19 protein-coding genes are annotated in these 22891 nt (G+C 65.7%); 10 read left to right on the forward strand and 9 right to left on the reverse strand.

All coding sequences use genetic code 11. The annotated features are described in order from the left end of the window. Positions 1 to 15: 15 nt before the first annotated feature. The gene (locus ACNQQL_RS14900) at positions 16 to 1278 is read right to left on the reverse strand and encodes an RsmB/NOP family class I SAM-dependent RNA methyltransferase (RefSeq protein WP_347064551.1); all 1263 of its coding nucleotides are present in this window, start codon (positions 1276 to 1278) and stop codon (positions 16 to 18) included. Continuing rightward, entirely contained in the window at positions 1275 to 1937 is a 663-nt protein-coding gene (purN, locus tag ACNQQL_RS14905) for a phosphoribosylglycinamide formyltransferase (RefSeq protein ID WP_347064552.1), read from the reverse strand. Before purN ends, ACNQQL_RS14900 begins: the two co-directional genes overlap by 4 nt. 122 nt (positions 1938 to 2059) lie before the next feature. Here purN and ACNQQL_RS14910 point away from each other — a divergent pair, with 122 nt between their 5' ends. The 5 genes from ACNQQL_RS14910 to dut all read left to right on the forward strand — a co-directional run bounded on the left by ACNQQL_RS14910 (position 2060) and on the right by dut (position 8274). Then, positions 2060 to 3052 (forward strand): bifunctional riboflavin kinase/FAD synthetase, encoded by a 993-nt coding sequence (locus tag ACNQQL_RS14910; RefSeq protein ID WP_072444889.1) that lies wholly within the window; start codon positions 2060 to 2062, stop codon positions 3050 to 3052. Between the two features lie 101 nt (positions 3053 to 3153). Then, a complete protein-coding gene (gene ileS / locus ACNQQL_RS14915; RefSeq protein WP_204424238.1) occupies positions 3154 to 5991 on the forward strand; it encodes an isoleucine--tRNA ligase in 2838 nt (945 codons plus the stop codon). 2 nt (positions 5992 to 5993) lie between these two features. Continuing rightward, positions 5994 to 6494, forward strand: coding sequence for a signal peptidase II (gene lspA, locus ACNQQL_RS14920; protein WP_034178821.1), 501 nt, complete (start codon positions 5994 to 5996; stop codon positions 6492 to 6494). A gap of 67 nt (positions 6495 to 6561) precedes the next feature. Then, the gene (coaBC, locus tag ACNQQL_RS14925; RefSeq protein ID WP_347064553.1) at positions 6562 to 7773 is read left to right on the forward strand and encodes a bifunctional phosphopantothenoylcysteine decarboxylase/phosphopantothenate--cysteine ligase CoaBC; all 1212 of its coding nucleotides are present in this window, start codon (positions 6562 to 6564) and stop codon (positions 7771 to 7773) included. 54 nt (positions 7774 to 7827) lie between these two features. Then, positions 7828 to 8274: a dUTP diphosphatase gene (gene dut, locus ACNQQL_RS14930; RefSeq protein ID WP_021160741.1), complete on the forward strand. Its 447-nt coding sequence runs from the start codon at positions 7828 to 7830 to the stop codon at positions 8272 to 8274. A gap of 50 nt (positions 8275 to 8324) precedes the next feature. On the opposite strand, the gene ACNQQL_RS14935 is transcribed toward dut, so the two are convergent. The 4 genes from ACNQQL_RS14935 to clpS all read right to left on the reverse strand — a co-directional run bounded on the left by ACNQQL_RS14935 (position 8325) and on the right by clpS (position 13344). Then, positions 8325 to 9095, reverse strand: a complete 771-nt coding sequence (locus ACNQQL_RS14935) for a hypothetical protein (protein WP_347064554.1) — start codon at positions 9093 to 9095, stop codon at positions 8325 to 8327. 154 nt (positions 9096 to 9249) lie between these two features. Beyond that, positions 9250 to 10629: an amino acid permease gene (locus ACNQQL_RS14940; protein WP_347064555.1), complete on the reverse strand. Its 1380-nt coding sequence runs from the start codon at positions 10627 to 10629 to the stop codon at positions 9250 to 9252. Positions 10630 to 10732: 103 nt separating this feature from the next. After that, on the reverse strand, positions 10733 to 13033 hold the full coding sequence (clpA, locus tag ACNQQL_RS14945) for an ATP-dependent Clp protease ATP-binding subunit ClpA (protein ID WP_072444902.1): 2301 nt from the start codon (positions 13031 to 13033) through the stop codon (positions 10733 to 10735). Continuing rightward, positions 13030 to 13344: an ATP-dependent Clp protease adapter ClpS gene (gene clpS, locus ACNQQL_RS14950; protein WP_006398529.1), complete on the reverse strand. Its 315-nt coding sequence runs from the start codon at positions 13342 to 13344 to the stop codon at positions 13030 to 13032. Before clpS ends, clpA begins: the two co-directional genes overlap by 4 nt. 544 nt (positions 13345 to 13888) lie before the next feature. On the opposite strand from clpS, the gene ACNQQL_RS14955 reads away from it, so the two are divergent. Beyond that, a complete protein-coding gene (locus ACNQQL_RS14955) occupies positions 13889 to 14092 on the forward strand; it encodes a cold-shock protein (RefSeq protein ID WP_006478030.1) in 204 nt (67 codons plus the stop codon). 181 nt (positions 14093 to 14273) lie between these two features. Here ACNQQL_RS14955 and ACNQQL_RS14960 read toward each other — a convergent pair whose 3' ends face one another. Continuing rightward, positions 14274 to 15872, reverse strand: coding sequence for a multicopper oxidase family protein (locus tag ACNQQL_RS14960; protein ID WP_347064556.1), 1599 nt, complete (start codon positions 15870 to 15872; stop codon positions 14274 to 14276). A 676-nt stretch (positions 15873 to 16548) separates the two neighbouring features. On the opposite strand from ACNQQL_RS14960, the gene ACNQQL_RS14965 reads away from it, so the two are divergent. Then, the gene (locus tag ACNQQL_RS14965) at positions 16549 to 16773 is read left to right on the forward strand and encodes a hypothetical protein (protein WP_034178827.1); all 225 of its coding nucleotides are present in this window, start codon (positions 16549 to 16551) and stop codon (positions 16771 to 16773) included. A 123-nt stretch (positions 16774 to 16896) separates the two neighbouring features. On the opposite strand, the gene ACNQQL_RS14970 is transcribed toward ACNQQL_RS14965, so the two are convergent. Together ACNQQL_RS14970 and icd are read right to left on the reverse strand one after the other, a co-directional pair. Beyond that, entirely contained in the window at positions 16897 to 19125 is a 2229-nt protein-coding gene (locus ACNQQL_RS14970) for an NADP-dependent isocitrate dehydrogenase (protein ID WP_347064557.1), read from the reverse strand. 280 nt (positions 19126 to 19405) lie between these two features. After that, the gene (icd, locus tag ACNQQL_RS14975; protein ID WP_034178829.1) at positions 19406 to 20662 is read right to left on the reverse strand and encodes an NADP-dependent isocitrate dehydrogenase; all 1257 of its coding nucleotides are present in this window, start codon (positions 20660 to 20662) and stop codon (positions 19406 to 19408) included. 276 nt (positions 20663 to 20938) lie between these two features. Here icd and ACNQQL_RS14980 point away from each other — a divergent pair, with 276 nt between their 5' ends. The 3 genes from ACNQQL_RS14980 to ACNQQL_RS14990 all read left to right on the forward strand — a co-directional run bounded on the left by ACNQQL_RS14980 (position 20939) and on the right by ACNQQL_RS14990 (position 22676). After that, complete coding sequence (locus tag ACNQQL_RS14980; protein WP_034178831.1) at positions 20939 to 21517, forward strand: pseudouridine synthase; 579 nt, start codon at positions 20939 to 20941, stop codon at positions 21515 to 21517. 279 nt (positions 21518 to 21796) lie between these two features. Beyond that, positions 21797 to 22015: a hypothetical protein gene (locus ACNQQL_RS14985; RefSeq protein WP_072444916.1), complete on the forward strand. Its 219-nt coding sequence runs from the start codon at positions 21797 to 21799 to the stop codon at positions 22013 to 22015. Positions 22016 to 22175: 160 nt separating this feature from the next. Then, positions 22176 to 22676, forward strand: a complete 501-nt coding sequence (locus ACNQQL_RS14990) for a DUF192 domain-containing protein (RefSeq protein WP_034178832.1) — start codon at positions 22176 to 22178, stop codon at positions 22674 to 22676. Positions 22677 to 22891: the final 215 nt, after the last annotated feature.

Consider the following 22891-nt stretch of genomic DNA (forward strand, 5'->3'; position numbering starts at 1 on the left):
CCGTCCGTGCCGCCGTTACTGCGCGCGCCGCTCGAGCACCGCGGCGAAGAAGCCGTCGGTCGCGTGACGGTGCGGCCACAACGACAGGTAGTCGCCCGTCTCGAGTTCGATGCGCTGGTCGGCCAGCACCTTCTGTGCAGGCACCAGCACGAACTCGGGATGGTCGGCCAGGAACTGCTCGACGATGCGCTCGTTCTCGGCGTCGAGCACGCTGCAGGTCGCGTAGACGAGCCGGCCGCCCTTCTTCACGAGGCGCGCGGCGCTCGCGAGGATCGACGCCTGCTTCGGCGCCAGTTCGTCGATCGCCGTGCGCGTCTGGCGCCACTTCAGGTCCGGATTGCGGCGCAGCGTGCCGAGGCCGCTGCACGGCGCGTCGACCAGTACGCGGTCGATCTTGCCGGCGAGCCGCTTGATCTTCGCGTCGTGCTCGCTGTCGATCAGCACCGGGTTCACGTTCGACAGCCCGCTGCGCGCGAGGCGCGGCTTCAGCTTCGCAAGGCGCTTTTCCGACACGTCGAACGCATAGAGGCGCCCGGTCGAGCGCATCATCGCGCCCAGCGCGAGCGTCTTGCCGCCCGCGCCCGCGCAGAAATCGACGACCATCTCGCCGCGGCGCGGCGCGACCAGCGAGCACAGCAACTGGCTGCCTTCGTCCTGCACCTCGATCTGGCCTTCCTCGAACAGCTTCAGGCGCGTCAGCGCCGGCTTGCCGACGACACGCACGCCGAACGGCGCGAACGGCATCGCACCGGCATCGATGCCGTTCGCGCGCAGCGCGTCGATCACCTGGTCGCGGGTCGCCTTCTGCGCGTTGGCGCGCAGGTCGAGCGGCGCCGGGTAATTCAGCGCGGCGGCAAGCTGCGCGAGCTCCTCGGCATCGAATCGGGCCGACAGCGCCTGGTGGATCCAGTCCGGCAGGTTCGTGCGCACGCGCACCGGCAGGCTCGCGGGATCGATCTTCGATACGTGCTCGAGCCATGCGGACTCGGTGTCGGACAAAAACGGCTTAAGCGCATTGCGGCCGGCCGTCTGCATCAGGCCGAGCAGCGTGAGGCGCCGCGCGGGCGTGCCCGTGCCGCTCTCGGCGAGATGCGAAAACTCCATCTTCCGGCGCAGCACCGCGAACACGGCCTCGGCGATCACGCCGCGCTCGGCATGGCCGAGCTTCGGGTGCGCGCGGAAGAACCGGCTCGTCGTCGCGTCGGCGGGGCCGGCGAACTTCAGCACCTCGGCCAGCAAAGTCTCGGTCTGGCCGATCAGGAATCCGTGCAGCTTCATACGCCCTCACTCGTTTCGGTATGCGGTTGATCCGCGAAAATCCAGCGCGCCTCTTCCGGCGCCACCACTGCCCGGCCGTTCTCGAGGCGCAAACGCCCGTCGACGAACCAGCGCACCGCGCGCGGATACAGCACATGCTCGACCGTCAGCACGCGCTGCGCGAGCGCGGCCGCGTCGTCGCCCGCGCGCACGGGCACCGCGCCCTGCGCGACGATCGCACCGCTGTCGAGCTCGGGAATCACGAAGTGCACGCTCGCGCCGTGCAGCGCGACACCCGCGTCCAGCGCCTGCTGGTGCGTGTGGATGCCCTTGAAGCTCGGCAGCAGCGACGGGTGAATGTTCAGCAGCCGGCCTTCGTATCGTCTGACGAATGCCGGCGTGAGGATGCGCATGAAGCCCGCGAGGATCACGAGATCGGGGGCAAAGCGGTCGATCTCGGCGGCGAGCGCCGCGTCGAAGCTGTCGCGGCCGTCGAACGACCGGTGGTCGACCACCGCGGTCGCCACCCCGTGCGACGCGGCAAAAGCCAGGCCGGCCGCATCGGGCCGGTTGGCGATCACGGCAGCAACCTCGGCCGGCCAGCGTTCCTGCGCGCACGCGCGGACGATGGCCTCCATGTTGCTGCCGCGACCGGAAATCAGGATCACGAGTTTTTTCATCCGCGAATTTTACCATTCGCCCCCGCGTTTCCCGCCTTCTCGGCCGCCGGCCCGCCCGAACGTTTATAATCTTCTGCTTTGCGGCATCCCACCGCTCATTCCCCGACGCTGCATCCGCTATCGTGAAAGTCTTCCGCGGCCTGCCCAACGCCGAGAGCCGCGCCCCGTGCGCGCTGACGATCGGCAACTTCGACGGTGTCCATCGCGGACACCAGGCCCTGCTCGCGCGCGTGCGCGCGGCAGCGGACGCGCGCGGCCTGCCCGTGTGCGTGATGACTTTCGAGCCGCACCCGCGCGAATTCTTCAACCCGGCCGGCGCGCCGCCGCGCATCGCGATGCTGCGCGACAAGCTCGAGGCACTGCGCGAGCACGGCGTCGACCGCGTGGTCGTCGAGCACTTCAATCACACGTTCGCGAGCCAGTCGCCGCAGGCGTTCGTCGAGCGCACGCTGGTGAACGGGCTGCACACGCGCTGGATGATGGTCGGCGACGATTTCTGCTACGGCGCGAAGCGCGCGGGCACCTTCGACACGCTGAAGGCGGCCGGCGAGCAATACGGCTTCGAAGTCGAGCAAATGGGCACGGTGGCCGGCAGCGACGGCACGCGCATCTCGAGCTCGGGCGTGCGCGCCGCGCTCGCGGCCGGCGATCTCGACGCGGCCGCGCAGGCGCTCGGCCACGGTTATGCGATCAGCGGCCACGTCGCGCACGGGCTGAAGCTCGGCCGCGACCTCGGCTTCCCGACGCTGAACCTGCCGATCGCGCACAAGCGGCCGGCGCTCGCAGGCATCTTCGTCGTGCAGGTGCACGGCCTCGGCCCCGACCCGCTGCCGGGCGTCGCGAGCCTCGGCCTGCGTCCGACCGTCGACGATTCGGGCCGCGTGCTGCTCGAAGTCCATCTGCTCGACTGGCACGGCGATGCGTACGGCAAGCTCATCCGCGTCGAATTCCTGAAGAAGCTGCGCGACGAAGCGAAATTCGACGATCTCGAGGCGCTGTCGCGCGCGATCGCACTGGACGTCGCGAATGCGCGCGCGTATTTCGTCGAGCGCGATCGTGCGCCGGGCAGCCGCGCAACGGGCTTCTCGACGTCGGCAACCGACCGAATTAGCTGATCCGGACGGCGGCGCCCCGCGCCGCACCCACGCGCCGCACAGTCGCGCGCATACCCGATTCACGACGCACGAGCGTCCCCCGATTTGATAGCGATCCCATCATGAGCAACAAGAAAGCCGATTCGAAACCGCAGGCCAAGTATCCGGTCAACCTGCTCGACACGCCGTTCCCGATGCGCGGCGACCTGCCCAAGCGCGAGCCGCAGTGGGTCAAGGAATGGGAAGAGCGCGGCATCTACGACAAGATCCGCGCGGCCAGCAAGGGCCGGCCGAAGTTCATCCTGCACGACGGCCCGCCGTATGCGAACGGCGACATCCACCTCGGCCACGCCGTCAACAAGATCCTGAAGGACATCGTCGTCAAGTCGCGCAACATGGCCGGCTTCGACGCGCCGTACGTGCCGGGCTGGGATTGCCACGGGATGCCGATCGAGATCCAGATCGAGAAGCAGTTCGGCAAGTCGCTGCCGGCGGCCGAAGTGATGAGCAAGGCGCGCGCATACGCGACCGAGCAGATCGAGAAGCAGAAGGTCGGCTTCAAGCGCCTCGGCGTGCTCGGCGACTGGGCCAACCCGTACAAGACGATGAACTTCGTCAACGAGGCGGAAGAGATCCGCGCGCTCGGCAAGATCATCGAGAAGGGTTATGTGTATCGCGGGCTGAAGCCGGTGAACTGGTGCTTCGACTGCGGCTCGGCACTCGCCGAAGCGGAAGTCGAGTACAAGGACCGCACCGATCCGACGATCGATGTGATGTTCGCGTTCGCGGAACCGGAAAAGACCGCGCAGGCGTTCGGCCTGCCGGCACTGCCGCGCGCCGAAGGCGGCATCGTGATCTGGACCACCACGCCGTGGACGATTCCCGCGAACCAGGCGCTGAACCTCCATCCGGAAATCGTCTACGCGCTGGTCGACACCGAGCGCGGGCTGCTGATCATCGCGGAAGAACGCGTCGCCGCATGCATGGAGGAATTCAAGCTGACGGGCCGCGTCGTCGCGACCGCGCCGGGCGTGAAGCTCGCGAACCTGCGCTTCCACCACCCGCTCGCACCGGCCCACCCCGGCTACAAGCGCACTGCGCCCGTCTACCTCGGCGACTACGTGACGACCGACACGGGCACCGGCGTCGTGCACTCGTCGCCCGCGTACGGCATCGAGGACTTCATGTCCTGCAAGGCGCACGGGATGACCGATTCGGACTTCATCAACCCGGTGATGGGCGACGGCCGCTATATCGAATCGCTGCCGCTGTTCGGCGGCCTGTCGATCTGGGATGCGAACCCGAAGATCGTCGACGCGCTGAACGCGGCCGGCTCGCTGCTGCGCAGCGAGAAGTACACGCACAGCTACATGCACTGCTGGCGCCACAAGACGCCGATCATCTATCGCGCGACGTCGCAGTGGTTCGCCGGCATGGACGTCACGCCGCGCGCCGGCGGCAAGACGCTGCGCGAAACGGCGCTCGAAGGCGTCGACGCGACCGCGTTCTACCCGTCGTGGGGCAAGCAGCGCCTGTTCAGCATGATCGCGAACCGTCCCGACTGGACGCTGTCGCGCCAGCGCCAGTGGGGCGTGCCGATGGCGTTCTTCGTGCACAAGGAAACCGGCGAGCTGCACCCGCGCACGCTCGAACTGCTCGAGGAAGTCGCGAAGCGCGTCGAGCAGTCGGGCATCGAGGCGTGGCAGACGCTCGATCCGCGCGAGCTGATCGGCGACGACGCGAACCTGTACGAAAAGAACCGCGACACGCTCGACGTGTGGTTCGACTCGGGCACGACGCACTGGCACGTGCTGCGCGGCTCGCACAAGGATCAACTGCAGTTCCCGGCCGACCTGTACCTCGAAGGCTCGGACCAGCATCGCGGCTGGTTCCACTCGTCGCTGCTGACCGCGTCGATGATCGACGGCCGCGCACCGTACAAGGGCCTGCTCACGCACGGCTTCACGGTCGACGGCGAAGGCCGCAAGATGAGCAAGTCGCTCGGCAACGGCGTCGACCCGCATGAAGTCGCGAACCGCCTCGGCGCGGAAATCATCCGCCTGTGGATCGCGTCGACCGACTATTCGGGCGAGCTCGCGATCTCCGAGGAAATCCTGAAGCGCGTGACCGAAGGCTATCGCCGCATCCGCAACACGCTGCGCTTCCTGCTCGCGAACCTGTCGGACTTCGACTACGCGCAGCACGCGGTGCCGGTCGGCGAATGGCTCGAGATCGACCGTTATGCGGTCGCGTTCTCGGCGCAACTGCAGACGGAACTGCTCGGCCATTACGAGAAGTACGAATTCCACCCGGTCGTCGCGAAGCTGCAGACGTACTGCTCGGAAGATCTCGGCGGCTTCTACCTCGACGTGCTGAAGGACCGCCTGTACACGAGCGCGGCCGATTCGCGCGCACGCCGCTCCGCGCAGACGGCGCTGTACCACCTGACGCACGGCCTGCTGCGCGTGCTCGCGCCGTTCCTGTCGTTCACGGCGGAAGAAGCATGGAAGGTGTTCCAGCCGGCCAGCGACACGATCTTCACGGAAACCTACTACGCGTATCCGGAAGTCGCCGGCTCGGCCGCGCTGATCGAGAAGTGGGCGCTGCTGCGCGACGTCCGCGGCAACGTGACGAAGGCGCTCGAGGAAGCGCGCACCGCGAACCGCATCGGTTCGTCGCTGCAGGCCGAAGTGACCGTGCACGCGAGCGGCGCGCGCCACGACGCGCTCACGAGCCTCGGCGAAGACCTGAAGTTCGTGCTGATCACGTCGGCCGCGACGGTCGTCAAGGTCGACGACGAAGCGCAGGAAAGCGTCGACGTGGCCGCGTCGAAGTACCAGAAGTGCGAACGCTGCTGGCACTACCGCGAAGATGTCGGCGCGCACGCCGATCATCCGACGCTGTGCGGCCGCTGCTTCTCGAACCTCTTTGAAAACGGCGAAATCCGGAGCGCTGCTTAACTATGGCGAAAACCCTGTCGAAACCGGCCAGCGGCGCGCTTGCGCCCTGGCTCGGCATTTCGCTGATCGTGATCCTGTTCGATCAACTGTCGAAGATCGCGATCCTGAAAACGTTCGCGTACGGCGCGCAGCATGCGCTGACGTCGTTCTTCAACCTCGTGCTGGTGTACAACCGCGGCGCCGCGTTCGGCTTCCTGTCGACCGCGGGCGGCTGGCAGCGCTGGGCGTTCACTGCGCTCGGGATCGGCGCGACGCTCGTGATCTGCTTCCTGCTGAAGCGCCACGGCCACCAGCGGCTGTTCAGCCTGTCGCTCGCGTTGATCCTCGGCGGCGCACTCGGCAACGTGATCGACCGGCTCGTCTACGGTCACGTGATCGACTTCCTCGATTTCCACCTCGGCGCCTGGCACTTCCCGGCGTTCAACCTCGCCGATTCCGCGATCACGGTCGGCGCGGTGCTGCTGATCTACGACGAACTGCGTCGCGTGCGCGGCTCGCGCTAAGCGCGCATACTCGGCGTCGACGGCCGGCTTCGCGCCGGCCGTTCCGTTTGACCCTTGGAGGCCTGAGTTGGCACACGCAGAACTCGCTGGAAAACACCTCGTTCTCGGCCTGACGGGCGGCATCGCCTGCTACAAGATCGCCGAGCTCACCCGGCTGCTCACGAAGGCCGGCGCGACCGTGCAGGTCGCGATGACCGAAGCCGCCACGCAGTTCATCACGCCCGTCACGATGCAGGCGCTGTCGGGCCGGCCCGTCTACACGAGCCAGTGGGACGCGCGCATCGACAACAACATGGCGCACATCGACCTGTCGCGCGAAGCCGACGCGATCGTGATCGCGCCCGCGTCGACGGATTTCCTCGCGAAGCTCGCGCACGGGTTCGCGGACGACCTGCTGTCGACGCTGTGCGTCGCGCGCGATTGTCCGCTGCTCGTCGTTCCCGCGATGAACCGCCAGATGTGGCAAAACCCGGCCACGCAGCGCAACGTCGCGCAACTGCGCGCGGACGGCGTGTCGGTGCTCGGCCCGGATTCGGGCGCGCAGGCGTGCGGCGAAGTCGGCGACGGTCGCATGCTCGAACCCGAGGCGATCCATGAAGCGATCGTCGCGCACTTCGCGCCGAAGGTGCTCGCGCACCGGCGCGTGCTGATCACCGCCGGGCCGACGTTCGAACCGCTCGACCCGGTGCGCGGCCTCACGAACCGCTCGAGCGGCAAGATGGGCTTCGCGCTCGCGCGCGCCGCGCAGCAGGCCGGCGCCGACGTGCATCTCGTCGCGGGGCCGGTCGCGCTCGACACGCCGTGGGGCGTGACCCGCCAGGACGTGCAGACCGCACAGCAGATGTACGACGCGGTGATGCAAGCGGTTGCCGATGCCGACATCTTCATCGCGGTGGCCGCGGTCGCCGACTGGCGTGTCGACCAGCCCGCCGAGCACAAGATGAAGAAGACGGCCGACCGCAAGATGCCGGCGCTCGCATTCGTCGAGAACCCCGACATCCTCGCGTCGGTCGCGGCGCTGCCCGATCCGCCGTTCTGCGTCGGGTTCGCGGCCGAAAGCGGCGACCTCGACGTGCACGGCGACGAGAAGCGCAAGCGCAAGAACGTGCCGCTGCTGGTCGGCAACCTCGGCCCGCTGACGTTCGGCCGCGACGACAACGAAGTCGTGCTGTTCGAAGCCGCCGGCCTCACGCGCCTGCCGCGCGCGCCGAAGGACGAACTCGCGCATGCGCTCGTCGCGGAAATCGCGAAGCGCCTGCCCGACAACCACCTGATCTGATCCCCGCGCGGCGGCCCTCGCCGCCGCGCCCTTCCCGACCGCTTCGACGACCGCATGAAACTCGACCTGAAGATTCTCGACGCGCGCATGCGCGACTACCTGCCCGCCTACGCGACCACCGGCAGCGCGGGCCTCGACCTGCGCGCGTGCCTCGACGCGCCGGTCACGCTGCAGCCGGGCGAAACGACGCTCGTGCCGACCGGCCTCGCGATCCACCTCGCCGACCCCGGCTATGCCGCGCTGATCCTGCCGCGCTCGGGCCTCGGCCACAAGCACGGGATCGTGCTCGGCAACCTCGTCGGCCTGATCGACTCCGACTACCAGGGCCAGTTGATGGTCTCGACGTGGAACCGCGGCCAGACCGAGTTCGTGCTGAACCCGTTCGAACGGCTCGCACAGCTCGTGATCGTGCCGGTCGTGCAGGCACAGTTCAACATCGTCGACGACTTCGCTGAAAGCGATCGCGGCGAAGGCGGCTTCGGCAGCACCGGCCGTCACTGAACGACGCGACACACAAAAAAGGGCCTCGCGGCCCTTTTTTTCGTTCGCCGTCATTCGCCGGCCGGCTGCGCGATCCGCGCGGGTACCGGTTCGCGTCGTCGCGCGTGCGCGATGCTCGCATAGATCACCATCGCGACCAGCACGCCGAGCAGCACGGCCGACGAGCCGACCGTACCGAGCGCGAGCCCGCCCTTCGCGACCGGCTTCGTCAGCAGGTCGCCGACCGTCGCACCGAACGGGCGCGTGAGCACGAACGCGGCCCAGAACAGCAGCACGCCGGAAATCCGCGTGAAATAGTGCGCGAGCACGATCACCGCAAGCAACCCGCCGATCAGCAGCGCGCCGCCGCCGAAGCCGAGGCCCGAGCTGTCCGCGAGGAAATCACCGAGCGCGGTGCCGAGCGTGTTCGAGAACAGGATCGCGATCCAGTACAGCAGTTCGACCTTGCGCGTGCGGATCAGGTCGACCGACAGCGATTCTCCGCTGAGCCGCCAGACCGCGAAGATCGCCAGCAGGATCGCGACGAGGATCGACGAGCCGGCCGCATAACCGAGGCCGAGCGTGCGATCCATGAAGTCGGACATCGTCGTGCCGGCCGTGCTCGTCGCGACGATCACGGCCCAGTAGACCGCCGGGCGATAGCGCGTCGTCTTGAGCTGCGCGCCCAGCGTCACGAGAAAGAAGCCGAACAGCAGGATAGAACTCACCGCATAACCGACGTTCAGCGTCATCGACAGCAAATCGCCGCCAGTTTCGCCGAGCGTCGTCGCGCAGATCTTCATGATCCAGAACGCAAGCGTGATTTCGGGAAGTTTGTTCATTCGAACCCCTTTTGCAGGAAAGCGGCGAGCCGGCGCGTGCCGGCCCGCGTTGCAGACAGGATCGAATGTAGCCGCCGTCGGCTTAACGGAACCTTAGCGAATGTGAAGAACGGGATGGCCTGCGGGCGCGGTCGTCGTGACCGCGTCGGCGCCGTCAGTGTGCGTGCTGGTGCCGGTAGTGCAGCACATACGCGAGCGTCAGCAGCACGACGAACACGACGCCGACCACCATCGTCATCCGGAATTCGCGCGTGAACGCGGTCGTGAACAGGATCGCCGCGACGAGTCCCGCGCCGAGCAAGCTGCCGAACGGGTGACCCCACATCCTGAACGCGAGCGCGGGGCCGCGATACCGCAAACGGAAACGCAGGTGCGTGACGAAGATCATCAGCCATGTGAACAGCGCGCCGAACATCGCGATCGCCATCATCACGGTGAACGCCGTGTCGGGCGCCAGCGCGACCAGCACGGCTGCCACCGCGACGCCGCTCGTCGAGATCCACAGCGCCGCACGCGGCACGCCGTTCGTGCCGAGCCGGCCGAATACCGCGGGCGCGAGCCGCGCGCGCGACAGGCTGAACATCATCCGCGTCGTCACGTAGAGCTGGCTGTTCATCGCCGACAGCGCCGCGATCAGCAGCACGAAGTTGATCACGCCCGCCGCGTACGGTACGTGCGTCGCGGCCATCACCTTCACGAACGGGCTTTCGTCGGTGCCGGCCTGCGTCCACGGCACGATTGCGAGCATCAGCGACAGCGTCAGCAGGTAGAACAGCACGAGCCGGAACACCGTCGAGCGAAACGCGCGCGTGACCGCGTGCTGCGGATCGCGCGCTTCGCCCGCCGCGATCGCGACGGCCTCGATGCTCATGTAGCTGAAGATCGCGACGATCACCGCGACCCAGGTGCCCCACGGCCCCTTCGGCATGAAGCCGTCGTGCGCGGTGTAGTTCGCGAAACCGATGCCCGATGCGGTCGGCGCTGACCACACGAGGTACGCGCCGAGCACGATGAACACGACGATCGCCGCGATCTTCAGCAGCGAAAATGCGTACTCGACCGAGCCGTACAGCGTGACGCTCGCGAGGTTCACGGTGATCAGCAGCGCGGAGAAGCCGATCACCCAGTACCAGCCGGGCACGGCCGGAAACCAGTACTTCATGAACACCGCGATCGCGCTGATCTCGGTGCCGATCGCGAACACGACCGCGAACCAGTACGCATAGCGCACCAGAAAGCCCGCGAGCGGGCCGACGTAGTGTTCGGCATACGCGCCGAACGAGCCGGCCGTCGGATGCGCGACGGTCATTTCAGCGAGCGCGCCCATCAGCAGCAGCGCGATCAGCGCGCCGATCGCATAAGAGACCAGCACGCTCGGACCGGCGAGCCCGATCGCGAACCCGCTGCCTAGGAACAGCCCCGTGCCGATCGCGCCGCCGATCGCGATCATCGCCATTTGCCCCGACGTCAGCGCGTGGCGCAACCCTTGTTCGCGCGCGACGATGTTGTCGAACGATCGTTGTTGTTGTGTCACTGCGTTACCACTCCCCTGCACCACCATTGCGCCGCCGGCGCCGGATAAAACGAAACGGCGCGGAGAACTTCCCGCGCCGTTCGCATGAACAACGAATTATCGCTTACTCGACTTCGACCGTCTCTTCGTTCGGCTTGTGCGGCGGATTCGCCAGTTTGTCGAACGACAACTGCACCTTGTCGCTTTCGTCGACGTCGACGGTCACGTGACCGCCGTTGACGAGCTTGCCGAACAGCAGCTCGTCGGCGAGCGCGCGACGGATCGTGTCCTGGATCAGCCGCTGCATCGGCCGCGCGCCCATCAGCGGGTCGAAGCCGTGCTTCGCGAGATGCTTGCGCAACGCGTCGGTGAAGAGCGCGTCGACCTTCTTCTCGTGCAGCTGCTCCTCGAGCTGGATCAGGAACTTGTCGACCACGCGCATGATGATTTCCTCATCGAGCGAGCGGAAGCTGATGATCGAATCCAGGCGGTTGCGGAACTCCGGCGTGAACAGGCGCTTGATGTCGGTCATCTCGTCGCCCGTTTCGCGGCGCGTCGTGAAGCCGATCGTCGCCTTCTGCATCGACTCGGCGCCCGCGTTCGTCGTCATGATGATGATGACGTTGCGGAAATCCGCCTTGCGGCCGTTGTTGTCCGTCAGCGTGCCGTGGTCCATCACCTGCAGCAGCACGTTGTAGATGTCCGGATGCGCCTTCTCGATTTCGTCGAGCAGCAGCACGCAATGCGGCTTCTTCGTGACGGCTTCGGTCAGCAGCCCGCCCTGGTCGAACCCGACATAGCCCGGCGGCGCGCCGATCAGGCGGCTCACCGCATGACGCTCCATATACTCCGACATGTCGAAACGGATCAGCTCGATGCCGAGCGTGAACGCGAGCTGGCGCGCCACTTCGGTCTTGCCGACGCCCGTCGGGCCGGAGAACAGGAACGCGCCGATCGGCTTGTCCATCTTGCCGAGGCCCGCGCGCGCCATCTTGATCGATGCCGCCAGCGCGTCGATCGCCGGATCCTGGCCGAACACGACGCTCTTCAGGTCGCGATCGAGCGTCTGCAGCTTGCTCCGGTCGTCCTGCGACACGCTCTGCGGCGGCACGCGCGCGATCTTCGAGATGATTTCCTCGATCTCGCTCTTGCCGATCGTCTTCTTCTGCTTCGACTTCGGCAGGATGCGCTGCGCGGCGCCCGCTTCGTCGATCACGTCGATCGCCTTGTCCGGCAGGTGACGGTCGGTGATGAAGCGCGCCGACAGTTCGGCCGCGGCCGACAGCGCACCCGACGAATACTTGACGCCGTGATGCTCCTCGAAGCGCGACTTCAGCCCGCGCAGGATCGCGACCGTCTGCTCGACGGTCGGCTCGCTCACGTCGACCTTCTGGAAGCGCCGCGACAGCGCCGCATCCTTCTCGAAGATGCCGCGATACTCGGTGAACGTGGTCGCGCCGATGCACTTGAGCGTGCCCGACGACAGCGCCGGCTTCAGCAGGTTCGACGCATCGAGCGTGCCGCCCGACGCGGCGCCCGCGCCGATCAGCGTATGGATTTCGTCGATGAACAGGATCGCGTGCGGGCGCTCCTTCAGTTCCTTCAGCACCGTCTTCAGGCGCTGCTCGAAATCGCCGCGATACTTGGTTCCCGCGAGCAACGCGCCCATGTCGAGCGAATAGACCTGCGCATTCGCGAGGATGTCGGGCACTTCGCCGCGCGTGATGCGATAGGCGAGCCCTTCCGCGATCGCGGTCTTACCGACGCCGGCCTCGCCGACGAGCAGCGGATTGTTCTTGCGGCGGCGGCACAACACCTGCACGACGCGCTCGACCTCGGGCTCGCGCCCGATCAGCGGATCGATGCGGCCGTCCTTCGCCATCTGGTTCAGGTTCTGCGTGAACTGCGCGAGCGGCGTTTCCTTCTGCGCATTCGCGTCTTCGCTTTCCGCATTCGCATCGGTCGACTTCGCGGCCTCGCCGTTGTTCGTCTTCGCGATGCCGTGCGAAATGAAGTTCACGACGTCGAGGCGCGTGACGCCCTGCTGCTGCAGGTAGTACACCGCGTGCGAATCCTTCTCGCCGAAGATCGCGACCAGCACGTTCGCGCCGGTCACTTCCTTCTTGCCGTTCGACGTCGACTGCACGTGCATGATCGCGCGCTGGATCACGCGCTGGAAACCGAGCGTCGGTTGCGTATCGACGTCGTCGGTGCCCGGGACGGTAGGCGTGTTGTCGTGGATGAAATTGCGCAGGTTCTGACGCAGATCCTCGATGTTTGCCGCGCACGCGCGCAACACCTCGGCTGCCGTCGGATTATCCAGCAGGGCCAGCAGCAAATGCTCGACCGTAATGAACTCATGGCGCGCCTGGCGTGCTTCCATGAACGCCATGTGCAGGCTGACTTCCAATTCCTGGGCAATCATGCTTCCTCCATCACGCACTGCAGCGGATGCCCGGCCTGCCGCGCATGGGTAACGACTTGCTCAACCTTGGTCGACGCGATGTCCCGCGTATAGACCCCACAAACCCCTCGCCCTTCGCGATGGACCTTCAGCATGATCTGCGTGGCCGTCTCGCGATCCTTCTTGAAATACTCCTGGACGACCATCACGACGAATTCCATCGGCGTGAAGTCGTCGTTCAGCAGCACCACCTTGTACATCGAAGGCGGCTTGAGCTTCTGCTGCTTGCGTTCCAGGACGGTACTGTCCTGCTTGTCCGGGATAATCGCCATACACCCATTCTAAACAACTCGGACAGGCCCGCAATCCTGCCATTACCCGACCGACCGGCCGGCGCCCTCCCCGGTATCCCGGAACACGCGATCTTCTTCGTGCCATACGAAAGCCGGCTGCGGTGCCGGCTTTCACGCGTGGCGCGGAACACGAACCGTCAGGGGGAACCGCACCGGAACGTCGCATCCGCATCCAGTATCCCACAAGCCGGGACGACTCGAACGCGTGTCACTCGAGCCTGGTATATGAGCCGATTATGCGGCTTTTCAAGTCCTCGCGCTTGGCCGCATGCTGCGAAGCAAAGCCGGAAAAACCCTGAAAATGGGTTCTTTACAACGGCCCTCCATACGTCTAAAAATTCCTCTTGACACTCCAATAAAGAGCGCCAACAATCAAGCTGGCACTTTTTTCAAATCGCCGGTTGGTGAAATGAAAGAGGCCGAGGTGAGCTTGTGAGGGGGGAACGGCTGCATTTTCCGGTCGTTTAGCTTTTCGAGCGTGCTCGTGGTAAGTAGCAGCGACTGTGTGACAGGGGAAGTAGGTATGGCAACTGGTATCGTTAAGTGGTTCAACGACGCGAAGGGCTTCGGTTTCATCACTCCCGACGAGGGCGGTGAGGATCTGTTTGCGCACTTCTCGGCTATCACCATGAATGGCTTCAAGACGCTGAAGGAAGGCCAGAAGGTGAGCTTTGACGTCGTTCAAGGACCGAAGGGCAAGCAAGCGTCGAACATCCAGGCCGCATAAAGGCATCGGATATCGGACGAAGAAACCCGGCGCATTGCGCCGGGTTTCTTTTTTTCAGGCCGGCCAATCGATAATCGATTGGCCGGCCTTTTCGTTCAATCCCGATAATTGAACATGCATTGTCTTGTCACGCATGCAGATCGAATACCTATCCGGCATGTGAAACATATTCACCGTTTCGTTACACGACCTTGAGCGTGCCCATCATGCCGAGATCCTCGTGTTCGAGAATGTGGCAATGAAACATGCGCTCGCCGGGCATGTCTTGCGTGACGAGAATCGTCACGGTTTCGCCGCTGCGCACATTCACGGTATCGCGCCATGCGCGCAACGGTTCGCTCGAGCGCGAGCCGCCCGACGCGCGCTCGGTCACCTGGAACTGCGTGCCGTGCAGGTGGAACGGGTGATCCATGTCGGTGGTATTGCGAATCTCCCACCGCTCGACGTCGCCGCGACGGCTCGTCAGCGTCGCGCGGTGCGGCGCGTAGGTCTCGCCGTTGATCGTGAAGCGCATGCCCGCCGGGCGGCCGTGCGCCGCGCCCTTCATCATCGCGTCCATGTCCATTTCTTCGCCGAACTCGACCGTCTTGTGCGCAACCGGTTCGCCCAGCAGCGGCACCGCGCGCAGCACGGCGGGCAGCGTGCGCGCCTCGGCGGGCGCAAACGCGACATCGGCCAGCGCCAGCGCCGGATCGGGCGGCAGGCTGCCGTGGCCGTCGTCGTGCGACATCGCCATCTTGCGCCGGTCGTATTCGGCTGCCTGCAGCACCGCACGCGACGCACGATCGCCGGCGCGCATCAGCAACTCCGCGCGCTCGCCCGGCGCAATCAGCAGCGACGTCACACGGCGCGGTGCGTCGAACAGCCCGCCGTCGGTGCCCGCGTGCTCGAACGCACGACCGTCGTCGAACGCGACGCGCAGGTAGCGCGCGCTGCACGCATTCCATACCCGCCAACGCTCGTCGCCGGCGACGTCGATCCGCGGTCGGCGTGCGCCGTTGACCAGCACGAACTGACCTTCACGGCCGTTCATCCAGTCCATCATGTCGTTCGGTGCAATCGTGCCGTCGCGCGCAAGCTTCAGGTCCGACACGAACAGGTTGCGCTCGGGCCAGCCGACGAGCGGATCGTCCGCGGCGCGCACGACGAACGGGCCGGCCAGCCCGCGAAACACCTGCTCGGCCGTCATCATGTGCGGATGCGGGTGGTACCAGTAGGTGCCGGCGCTGCCCTTCGGCAACGTAAAGCGGTACACGCGCGACGCGCCGGGCGCGACCGGATCGGACGGATTGCCGTCCTGATCGGGCGGCACGGGCAGCCCGTGCCAGTGGATCGTCGACGGCTGCGGCAGTTTGTTCACGAACCGGATCTCGACCGTGTCGCCCTCGCGCACGTCGATCAGCGGGCCGACGACGGGGCCCTGCGTGCCCGCACCGAACTGCCAGAAGGTGGTCGGCCGCGCACCGTGCAGCATCGGCCGCGCAACGGGCTGCGCCACCAGCGTGGCCCGGAACGTGCCGGGCTCGCGGCTTTCGTTCGCGAGCGTGCGCAACGTCGCGAGCGGCGCGCCGGCCGGCAGCGCGGCGGGGGCCCCGCGCGCGGCCGGCGCGGGCTTGACGTGCTGCGCGTGACCCGACATCCCTGACATGCCGGGCATGTCGTCCATCGAATCCATGCCGGCCATGCCCTCATGACCGGCATGCTGCGCCCACGCGGTGCGCGCGAACAGCGACGCGGCCGCGACACCGATGGCGCGCGACAAGAAGGTTCTCCGTATCATCAATCGTTCCTCGTTATCCATGCTGCGTCGCGCGGCAGCCGCGACACCCGCGCCGGCCGGCTCGAATGCCGATGCGCGACGCGAAACCTGATGCCCGCGTCATCATAACCGCGAGCCCCATCGAAACGCGCCGCCGCCGGTCGGGCGGCAATACGCGGCAGCGCGCGGCGCTGCCACACCGAATTCGATACGCATCCGCCGGCATCATCGAGCAGCGCTGTACGCCGGTTCACCGGCGACCGCCGCCACTCATCCGCTCCGATTACGGACTCCTGGCCACCGCTTGGCGCCTGCCGTTCGTCCCTGCATTGGCCCTGCATTGACGCTCGTCGCGTCATCCCGCGAAACCGCAAATATTTCACGATGCGGAACAAGTCTCTGCGTTGTAAAAATTCTTGGTGCAGGGCACAAATTTCCTGTTTCGCGATGCCAAAAAACGTTCCGCAATACAAAACGGCAGAAATAACGCAATGTTTTTAAACGGGATTTTTTGTTTCGAGAAGCCGTTCTACACGCACCATCCGACCGGGTCGCGGACGTAGACTTTGTTCCATGCACTGACGCTTCGCCACGACGTTCGATACGGAACCCGGCGAAAGCAGCCAGTCGGGCCATGGCCGGCCGAGCCGGCAGGCGGCACAACAGAATCGCATGTGATCAGAAAGGGAGAACGGAAATGAAGGGATTTCGCTTTGGTTCAGCGCTCGGGTCGTTCTACATCCTGCCGGGTAACGGCGGCTGGGAAGCGACGTTCGGCAACGCCCTGCTCGGCGCGTTCTCGTGCCCCGAAGTGGCAGCCGATCACATCTCCCGCGGCGACTGCCCGCAACTGTCCGACATGGACACGGCGACGCTCGAAGTACCGCACGAAATCGCCGAGTGGGAAATCGTTCACGTCTGAATGGCAAGCCTGCAACGAAAAACGCCCCGGCGTCCGGGGCGTTTTTTCTTTTGCGTGGAGCGGCGGACGGAGAAACCCGCCGCGCCGACTCCCGCGCTGGCCCGCGCGATTGCGCGGCCGGCGTCAGGCGACCGCGTCGACGATGCCGTTCAGCGTCGCGCTCGGGCGCATCGCCTGGCTCGTCAGATCGACGTTCGGACGGTAGTAGCCGCCGATGGCCTGCGGCTTGCCCTGCGCGGCCGCCAGTTCTTCCAGGATGCGCGCTTCGCTGCCGGACAGCGCCTTCGCCACGCCTTCGAACTGCGCCTTCAGCGCGGCGTCCTCGGTCTGCTCGGCGAGCGCCTGCGCCCAGTACAGGCACAGGTAGAAGTGGCTGCCGCGGTTGTCGAGGCCGCCGACCTTGCGCGCCGGCGACTTGTTCTCGTCCAGGAACTTGCCGGTCGCCTGGTCGAGCGTCTTCGCGAGCACGACCGCCTTCGGGTTCTGGTACGCGTGGCCGAGGTGTTCGAGCGACGCTGCCAGCGCGAGGAATTCGCCGAGCGAATCCCAGCGCAGGAAGCCTTCCTCGACGAACTGCTGCACGTGCTTCGGCGCGGAACCGCCCGCACCCGTCTCGAACATCCCGCCACCGGCCATCAGCGGCACGATCGACAGCATCTTCGCGCTGGTGCCGAGCTCCATGATCGGAAACAGGTCGGTCAGGTAGTCGCGCAGCACGTTGCCGGTGACCGAGATCGTGTCCTTGCCCGCGCGGATGCGCTCGAGCGAGAAGCGGGTTGCGTCTTCCGGCGTCATGATGCGGATGTCGAGGCCGTTCGTGTCGTGATCCTTCAGGTAGCGTTCGACCTTCGCGATGATCTGCGCATCGTGCGCGCGCGCCGGATCGAGCCAGAACACGGCCGGTACGCCGGTCGCGCGCGCGCGGTTCACCGCGAGCTTGACCCAGTCCTGCACCGGCGCGTCCTTCGTCTGGCACATGCGCCAGATGTCGCCCGACTCGACCGCGTGCTCGAGCAGCACGTTGCCGGCTTCATCGGTGACGCGCACGACGCCGTCCGAAGGAATCTGGAACGTCTTGTCGTGCGAACCGTATTCTTCGGCCGCCTGCGCCATCAGGCCGACGTTCGGCACGCTGCCCATCGTGACCGGATCGAATGCGCCGTGCTGCTTGCAGTCCTCGATCACGGCCTGGTAGACGCCCGCGTAGCAGCGGTCCGGAATCACGGCCTTCGCGTCGTACAGTTCGCCGTCCGGACCCCACATGCAGCCCGACTCGCGGATCATCGCCGGCATCGACGCGTCGACGATCACGTCGCTCGGCACGTGCAGGTTCGTGATGCCCTTGTCCGAGTTGACCATCGCGAGGCGCGGGCGCACCGCGTATTCGGCCTTGACGTCGGCTTCGATCGCTTCGCGCGTGTCGGCCGGCAGGTCCTTCAGGCGCGCGTACAGGTCGCCGATCCCGTTGTTCGGGTTGAAACCGACCTGCGCCAGCACGTCGGCGTGCTTCGCGAGCGCGTCGCGGTAGAACACCGACACGAAATGGCCGAACAGGATCGGATCGGAGACCTTCATCATGGTCGCCTTCAGGTGCACCGAGAACAGCACGCCCTGCGCCTTCGCATCGGCGATCTGTACTTCGATGAAGCTGCGCAGCGCGTTGCGGCTCATCACCGATGCGTCGATGACTTCACCGGCCTTCACGGCCGTCTTTTCCTTCAGCACCTTCTTCGCGCCATCGGTCGTCGTGAGTTCGATCTTCACGCTGCCCGCATCGGCGATCAGCGCCGACTTCTCGCTGCCGTAGAAGTCGCCTTCGCTCATGTGCGCGACATGCGCCTTCGACGTGGCCTGCCACGCACCCATCTTGTGCGGATGCTTGCGTGCGTAGTTCTTGACCGACAGCGGCGCGCGGCGGTCGGAGTTGCCTTCGCGCAGCACCGGGTTCACCGCGCTGCCCTTGATCTTGTCGTAGCGGGCCTTGACAGCCTTTTCCTCGTCGGTCGACGGGTCTTCCGGATAGGCCGGCAGCTTGTAGCCCTGCGCCTGCAGTTCGGCGATCGCGGCCTTGAGCTGCGGCACCGACGCGCTGATGTTCGGCAGCTTGATGATGTTCGCTTCCGGCTTCAGCGTGAGCTGGCCCAGCTCCGCCAGATCGTCGGAACCCTTCTGCTCCGGCGGCAGGATGTCTGCGAATGCCGCGACGATGCGGCCGGCGAGCGAGATGTCGCGCGTTTCGACGGCGACGCCGGACGAACGCGTGAAGGCCTTGACGATCGGCAGCAGCGAATAGGTCGCGAGCGCGGGCGCTTCGTCGGTGAGGGTATAGATGATCTTGGGCGAAGTGGACATGGTCGATGCGTTGCTACGTGAATATTGGAACTGAAGATCGCCGGCGATAACCGGCGGAGGGGCGACCGGATCGGTCGCGAATGGGGCCGCGCCGGCTCAGCCGGGCGGTGGTATTGCGAGGGCCGTCATGTTCTACCTTGCAGGGCATCCGGGCCGCATCGCGGCGCCGCGGCCCGGATGCCGGACCGCCCTGCCAACAAACCTGCCATCCACGAAACGCCCCGGCGCCGGCAGTAGGCGCCGGAGCGGCCGGAATGCTCCGGCCCACCCCGGAAGGGGCTTACATGTTCTCGATCAGCACTTCGCCGAAGCCCGAGCACGACACCTGCGTCGCGCCTTCCATCAGGCGCGCGAAGTCGTACGTGACGCGCTTCTGCAGGATCGACTTCTCCATCGACGCGATGATCGTGTCGGCCGCTTCCGTCCAGCCGAGATGGCGCAGCATCATTTCCGCCGACAGGATCTCGGAACCCGGGTTCACGTAATCCTTGCCCGCGTACTTCGGCGCGGTACCGTGCGTCGCCTCGAACATCGCGACCGAATCCGACAGGTTCGCGCCCGGCGCGATCCCGATGCCGCCGACCTGCGCGGCCAGCGCGTCGGAGATGTAGTCGCCGTTCAGGTTCAGCGTCGCGATCACGTCGTATTCGGCCGGACGCAGCAGGATCTGCTGCAGGAACGCGTCGGCGATCGAATCCTTGATCACGATCTCGTTGCCCGTCTTCGGGTTCTTCACGCGCATCCACGGGCCGCCGTCGATCAGCTCGCCGCCGAACTCCTTCTGCGCCAGCGCGTAGCCGGCGTCACGGAACAGGCCTTCCGTGAACTTCATGATGTTGCCCTTGTGCACCAGCGTGACCGACTTGCGATCGTTGTCGATCGCGTACTGGATCGCCTTGCGCACGAGGCGCTCGGTGCCTTCGGTCGACACGGGCTTGACGCCGATCCCCGAGGTTTCCGGGAAGCGGATCTTCTTCACGCCCATCTCGTCCTGCAGGAACTTGATCACCTTCTTCGCCTGCTCGGAGCCCGCGGCCCATTCGATGCCCGCGTAGATGTCTTCCGAGTTCTCGCGGAAGATCACCATGTCGATCTTTTGCGGCTCGCGCACCGGCGACGGCACGCCCTTGAAGTACTGGACCGGGCGCAGGCACACGTACAGGTCGAGTTCCTGGCGCAGCGCGACGTTCAGCGAACGGATGCCGCCGCCGACCGGGGTCGTGAGCGGCCCCTTGATCGACACCACGTATTCCTTCAGCACCTGCAGCGTTTCGTCCGGGAGCCACACGTCCGGACCGTACACCTTCGTCGCCTTCTCGCCCGCGAAAATCTCCATCCAGTGGATCTTGCGCTTGCCCTTGTAGGCATGCGCGACCGCCGCATCGACGACCTTGATCATGACCGGCGTGATATCGAAGCCCGTACCGTCGCCTTCGATATAGGGAATGATCGGCTGATCGGAAACGTTGAGCGAGAAGTCCTTGTTGACGGTGATCTTGTCACCGCCTTCCGGAACCTTGATGTGCTGATACGGCATGATCGACTCCAGTGACGTGGCTGAGCAGGTGATGCTGGTCGAAGCTGCGCGCGCGACGGGGGCGCGGCATGGCCACCCCGTGACGGCAACAGCGAGCCGCTATTCTAGCGCCCCAACCGGGCACTTCGGCATGAAGCGCGGCACTGCGTATCAAGACCTCACTTATGTCTTATATAAGACAGAGGACTTGCCGTTCCGTATTATGCATTAAGATTCCGCCATTTGCCATAGACCGCCCTGCCCGCTTGCTGCGGCCCGCCGGGCGGGCGCCCCGCCATGAACCTGATCGCCCTCAACAAGCCGTTCGGCACGATTTGCCAGTTTTCCGCGCACGAGACGCGGCCGTCGCTAGGCGACTGGGTAAAAACGCCCGGCGTCTATGCAGCCGGCCGGCTCGACGCGGACAGCGAGGGTTTGCTGCTGCTCACCGACGACGGCGCACTGCAGGCGCGCATCGCGGAGCCGCGCCACAAGCTCGTCAAGCGCTACTGGGCGCAGGTCGAAGGTGCGCCCGGCCCCGCCGACCTGAAGGCGCTCGCACGCGGCGTCGATCTTGGCGACTACGTGACGCGCCCGTGCCGCGCCGAATTCATCGAGCCACCCGACGCGCTGTGGCCGCGCAACCCGCCGATCCGCTATCGTGCCGCGATCCCGACCACGTGGATCGAGCTCGCGATCACCGAAGGCAAGAATCGGCAGGTGCGCCGGATGACGGCGGCCGTCGGCTTCCCGACGTTGCGTCTGGTGCGCGTCGGCATCGGCGCGCTGGATATATTCGCGCTCGGCATTGCACCAGGCGAAACAATCGCACTGCCGCCGCGCGCGCCGTGGGACGGTTTCGCGCCCGCCGGATGACGGATTCGGGACGCACGATTTTTTTCGTCGTCTGTTTCGTCAACCACCTGCAAAGATCGCGCGTTAAACCACGCAGATGCCACTCTGAGCTATCCGGTATCGGCAGCCGAACGTGTTTGCGTCACGAAAGCGACGTCTTTTTCGAATACGATTCGGCGCCCGCAGCGCAATGAGAAATTTCTCGAAGCGTCTGTCAACCGAAAGGTGGATGGCACCGTTAGACGTCATGACTCCTATGCCGGGTCATTTGGTTAATTAACTAAAGCTGAGGAACACAACATGAACAAACTGATCGCCGCTCTGGTCGCTGGTCTCTTCGCAACGGCTGCTTTCGCACAAGCTTCGGCTCCGGCCGCTCCGGCTGCTGCTGCTCCGGCAGAAGCTGCTTCGGCACCGGCTAAGAAGGCAACGCACAAGAAGCACCACGCAGCGAAGAAGCACCACGCTGCGAAGAAGGCAGCTAGCGAAGCCGAAGCCCCGGCAGCTGCTTCGAACTAAGCAAGCAAGTTGTAATAACGCAGTCAAGAACACGCAGTCTTGCCGTTCTTACGGCGTTGAAAGGCAGATCACCGCAAGGCGATCTGCCTTTTTCTTTTTTGTGCCCGCCGGCGCGCATCGCGTACCATTCGGGTCTCGTTTTCCAGATAGGAGCCTTGCTGTGCAATTCTCCCTGCGCTCGTCGCTCGGCCGCCTTGCGCGCGCCGCCGTGTTTCCCGCCGCGCTCGCCGTCCTCGCGCTCGGCATGCAGGCCGCCAGCGCGCAGATGCCGCCCGGCGCCAAGCAGCCGAGCGAGTTCCCGCACGTGAAGCTGCGCGCCGGCATGTACGTGATCGACGCGGCCGTCGCCGCAAACGACGCCGACCGCGAACAGGGGCTGATGTACCGTTCGCAGCTCGCGCCGAACGAAGGCATGCTGTTCGTGTTCAACGAGAATGCCGTGCACTGCTTCTGGATGAAGAACACGCTGATCCCGCTGTCGATCGCGTTCATCCGCGCGGACGGCACGATCACCGACATCGACGAGATGAAGGCAGAGACGACCGACAACCACTGCCCGCGCAACAACGGCGTCTATGCGCTCGAAATGAGCAAGGGCTGGTTCGCCGCGAAGGGCATCAAGCCCGGCATGAAGCTCGAAGGCCTGCCGAAGGCCCAGTAACGGCGGTCCGCGGCCTCGCGCCGCGCCCCGACCGAAGCCGGCTGCCCGTTGCGCGCCGGCTTTTTTTTCGCCGGCGGCCGACGCTGCCCGGCTTGATTCCGCCGGCGCTGGCCGCATCTGCAAAAGCCACGCGCAAGCGCTATGCTTTAAGTCTCGCTTGTTCCAAACCCGGGCCGGCCCAGCCTGCCCGCTTACGATCCGAACCACCAGGAGGT

This window comes from Burkholderia sp. LFS061, from assembly GCF_047978125.1.
Taxonomy (GTDB): domain Bacteria; phylum Pseudomonadota; class Gammaproteobacteria; order Burkholderiales; family Burkholderiaceae; genus Burkholderia; species Burkholderia pyrrocinia_C.

What these genes read in the sequence shown, in the direction of transcription:
- ACNQQL_RS14900 (WP_347064551.1), bottom strand. Translation starts at nt 1,278, where the DNA reads ATGAAGCTGCACGGATTCCTGATCGGCCAGACCGAGACTTTGCTGGCC.
- purN (WP_347064552.1), bottom strand. Translation starts at nt 1,937, where the DNA reads ATGAAAAAACTCGTGATCCTGATTTCCGGTCGCGGCAGCAACATGGAG.
- ileS (WP_204424238.1), top strand. Translation starts at nt 3,154, where the DNA reads ATGAGCAACAAGAAAGCCGATTCGAAACCGCAGGCCAAGTATCCGGTC.
- lspA (WP_034178821.1), top strand. Translation starts at nt 5,994, where the DNA reads ATGGCGAAAACCCTGTCGAAACCGGCCAGCGGCGCGCTTGCGCCCTGG.
- dut (WP_021160741.1), top strand. Translation starts at nt 7,828, where the DNA reads ATGAAACTCGACCTGAAGATTCTCGACGCGCGCATGCGCGACTACCTG.
- ACNQQL_RS14935 (WP_347064554.1), bottom strand. Translation starts at nt 9,095, where the DNA reads ATGAACAAACTTCCCGAAATCACGCTTGCGTTCTGGATCATGAAGATC.
- clpA (WP_072444902.1), bottom strand. Translation starts at nt 13,033, where the DNA reads ATGATTGCCCAGGAATTGGAAGTCAGCCTGCACATGGCGTTCATGGAA.
- clpS (WP_006398529.1), bottom strand. Translation starts at nt 13,344, where the DNA reads ATGGCGATTATCCCGGACAAGCAGGACAGTACCGTCCTGGAACGCAAG.
- ACNQQL_RS14955 (WP_006478030.1), top strand. Translation starts at nt 13,889, where the DNA reads ATGGCAACTGGTATCGTTAAGTGGTTCAACGACGCGAAGGGCTTCGGT.
- ACNQQL_RS14960 (WP_347064556.1), bottom strand. Translation starts at nt 15,872, where the DNA reads ATGATACGGAGAACCTTCTTGTCGCGCGCCATCGGTGTCGCGGCCGCG.
- ACNQQL_RS14965 (WP_034178827.1), top strand. Translation starts at nt 16,549, where the DNA reads ATGAAGGGATTTCGCTTTGGTTCAGCGCTCGGGTCGTTCTACATCCTG.
- ACNQQL_RS14970 (WP_347064557.1), bottom strand. Translation starts at nt 19,125, where the DNA reads ATGTCCACTTCGCCCAAGATCATCTATACCCTCACCGACGAAGCGCCC.
- icd (WP_034178829.1), bottom strand. Translation starts at nt 20,662, where the DNA reads ATGCCGTATCAGCACATCAAGGTTCCGGAAGGCGGTGACAAGATCACC.
- ACNQQL_RS14980 (WP_034178831.1), top strand. Translation starts at nt 20,939, where the DNA reads ATGAACCTGATCGCCCTCAACAAGCCGTTCGGCACGATTTGCCAGTTT.
- ACNQQL_RS14985 (WP_072444916.1), top strand. Translation starts at nt 21,797, where the DNA reads ATGAACAAACTGATCGCCGCTCTGGTCGCTGGTCTCTTCGCAACGGCT.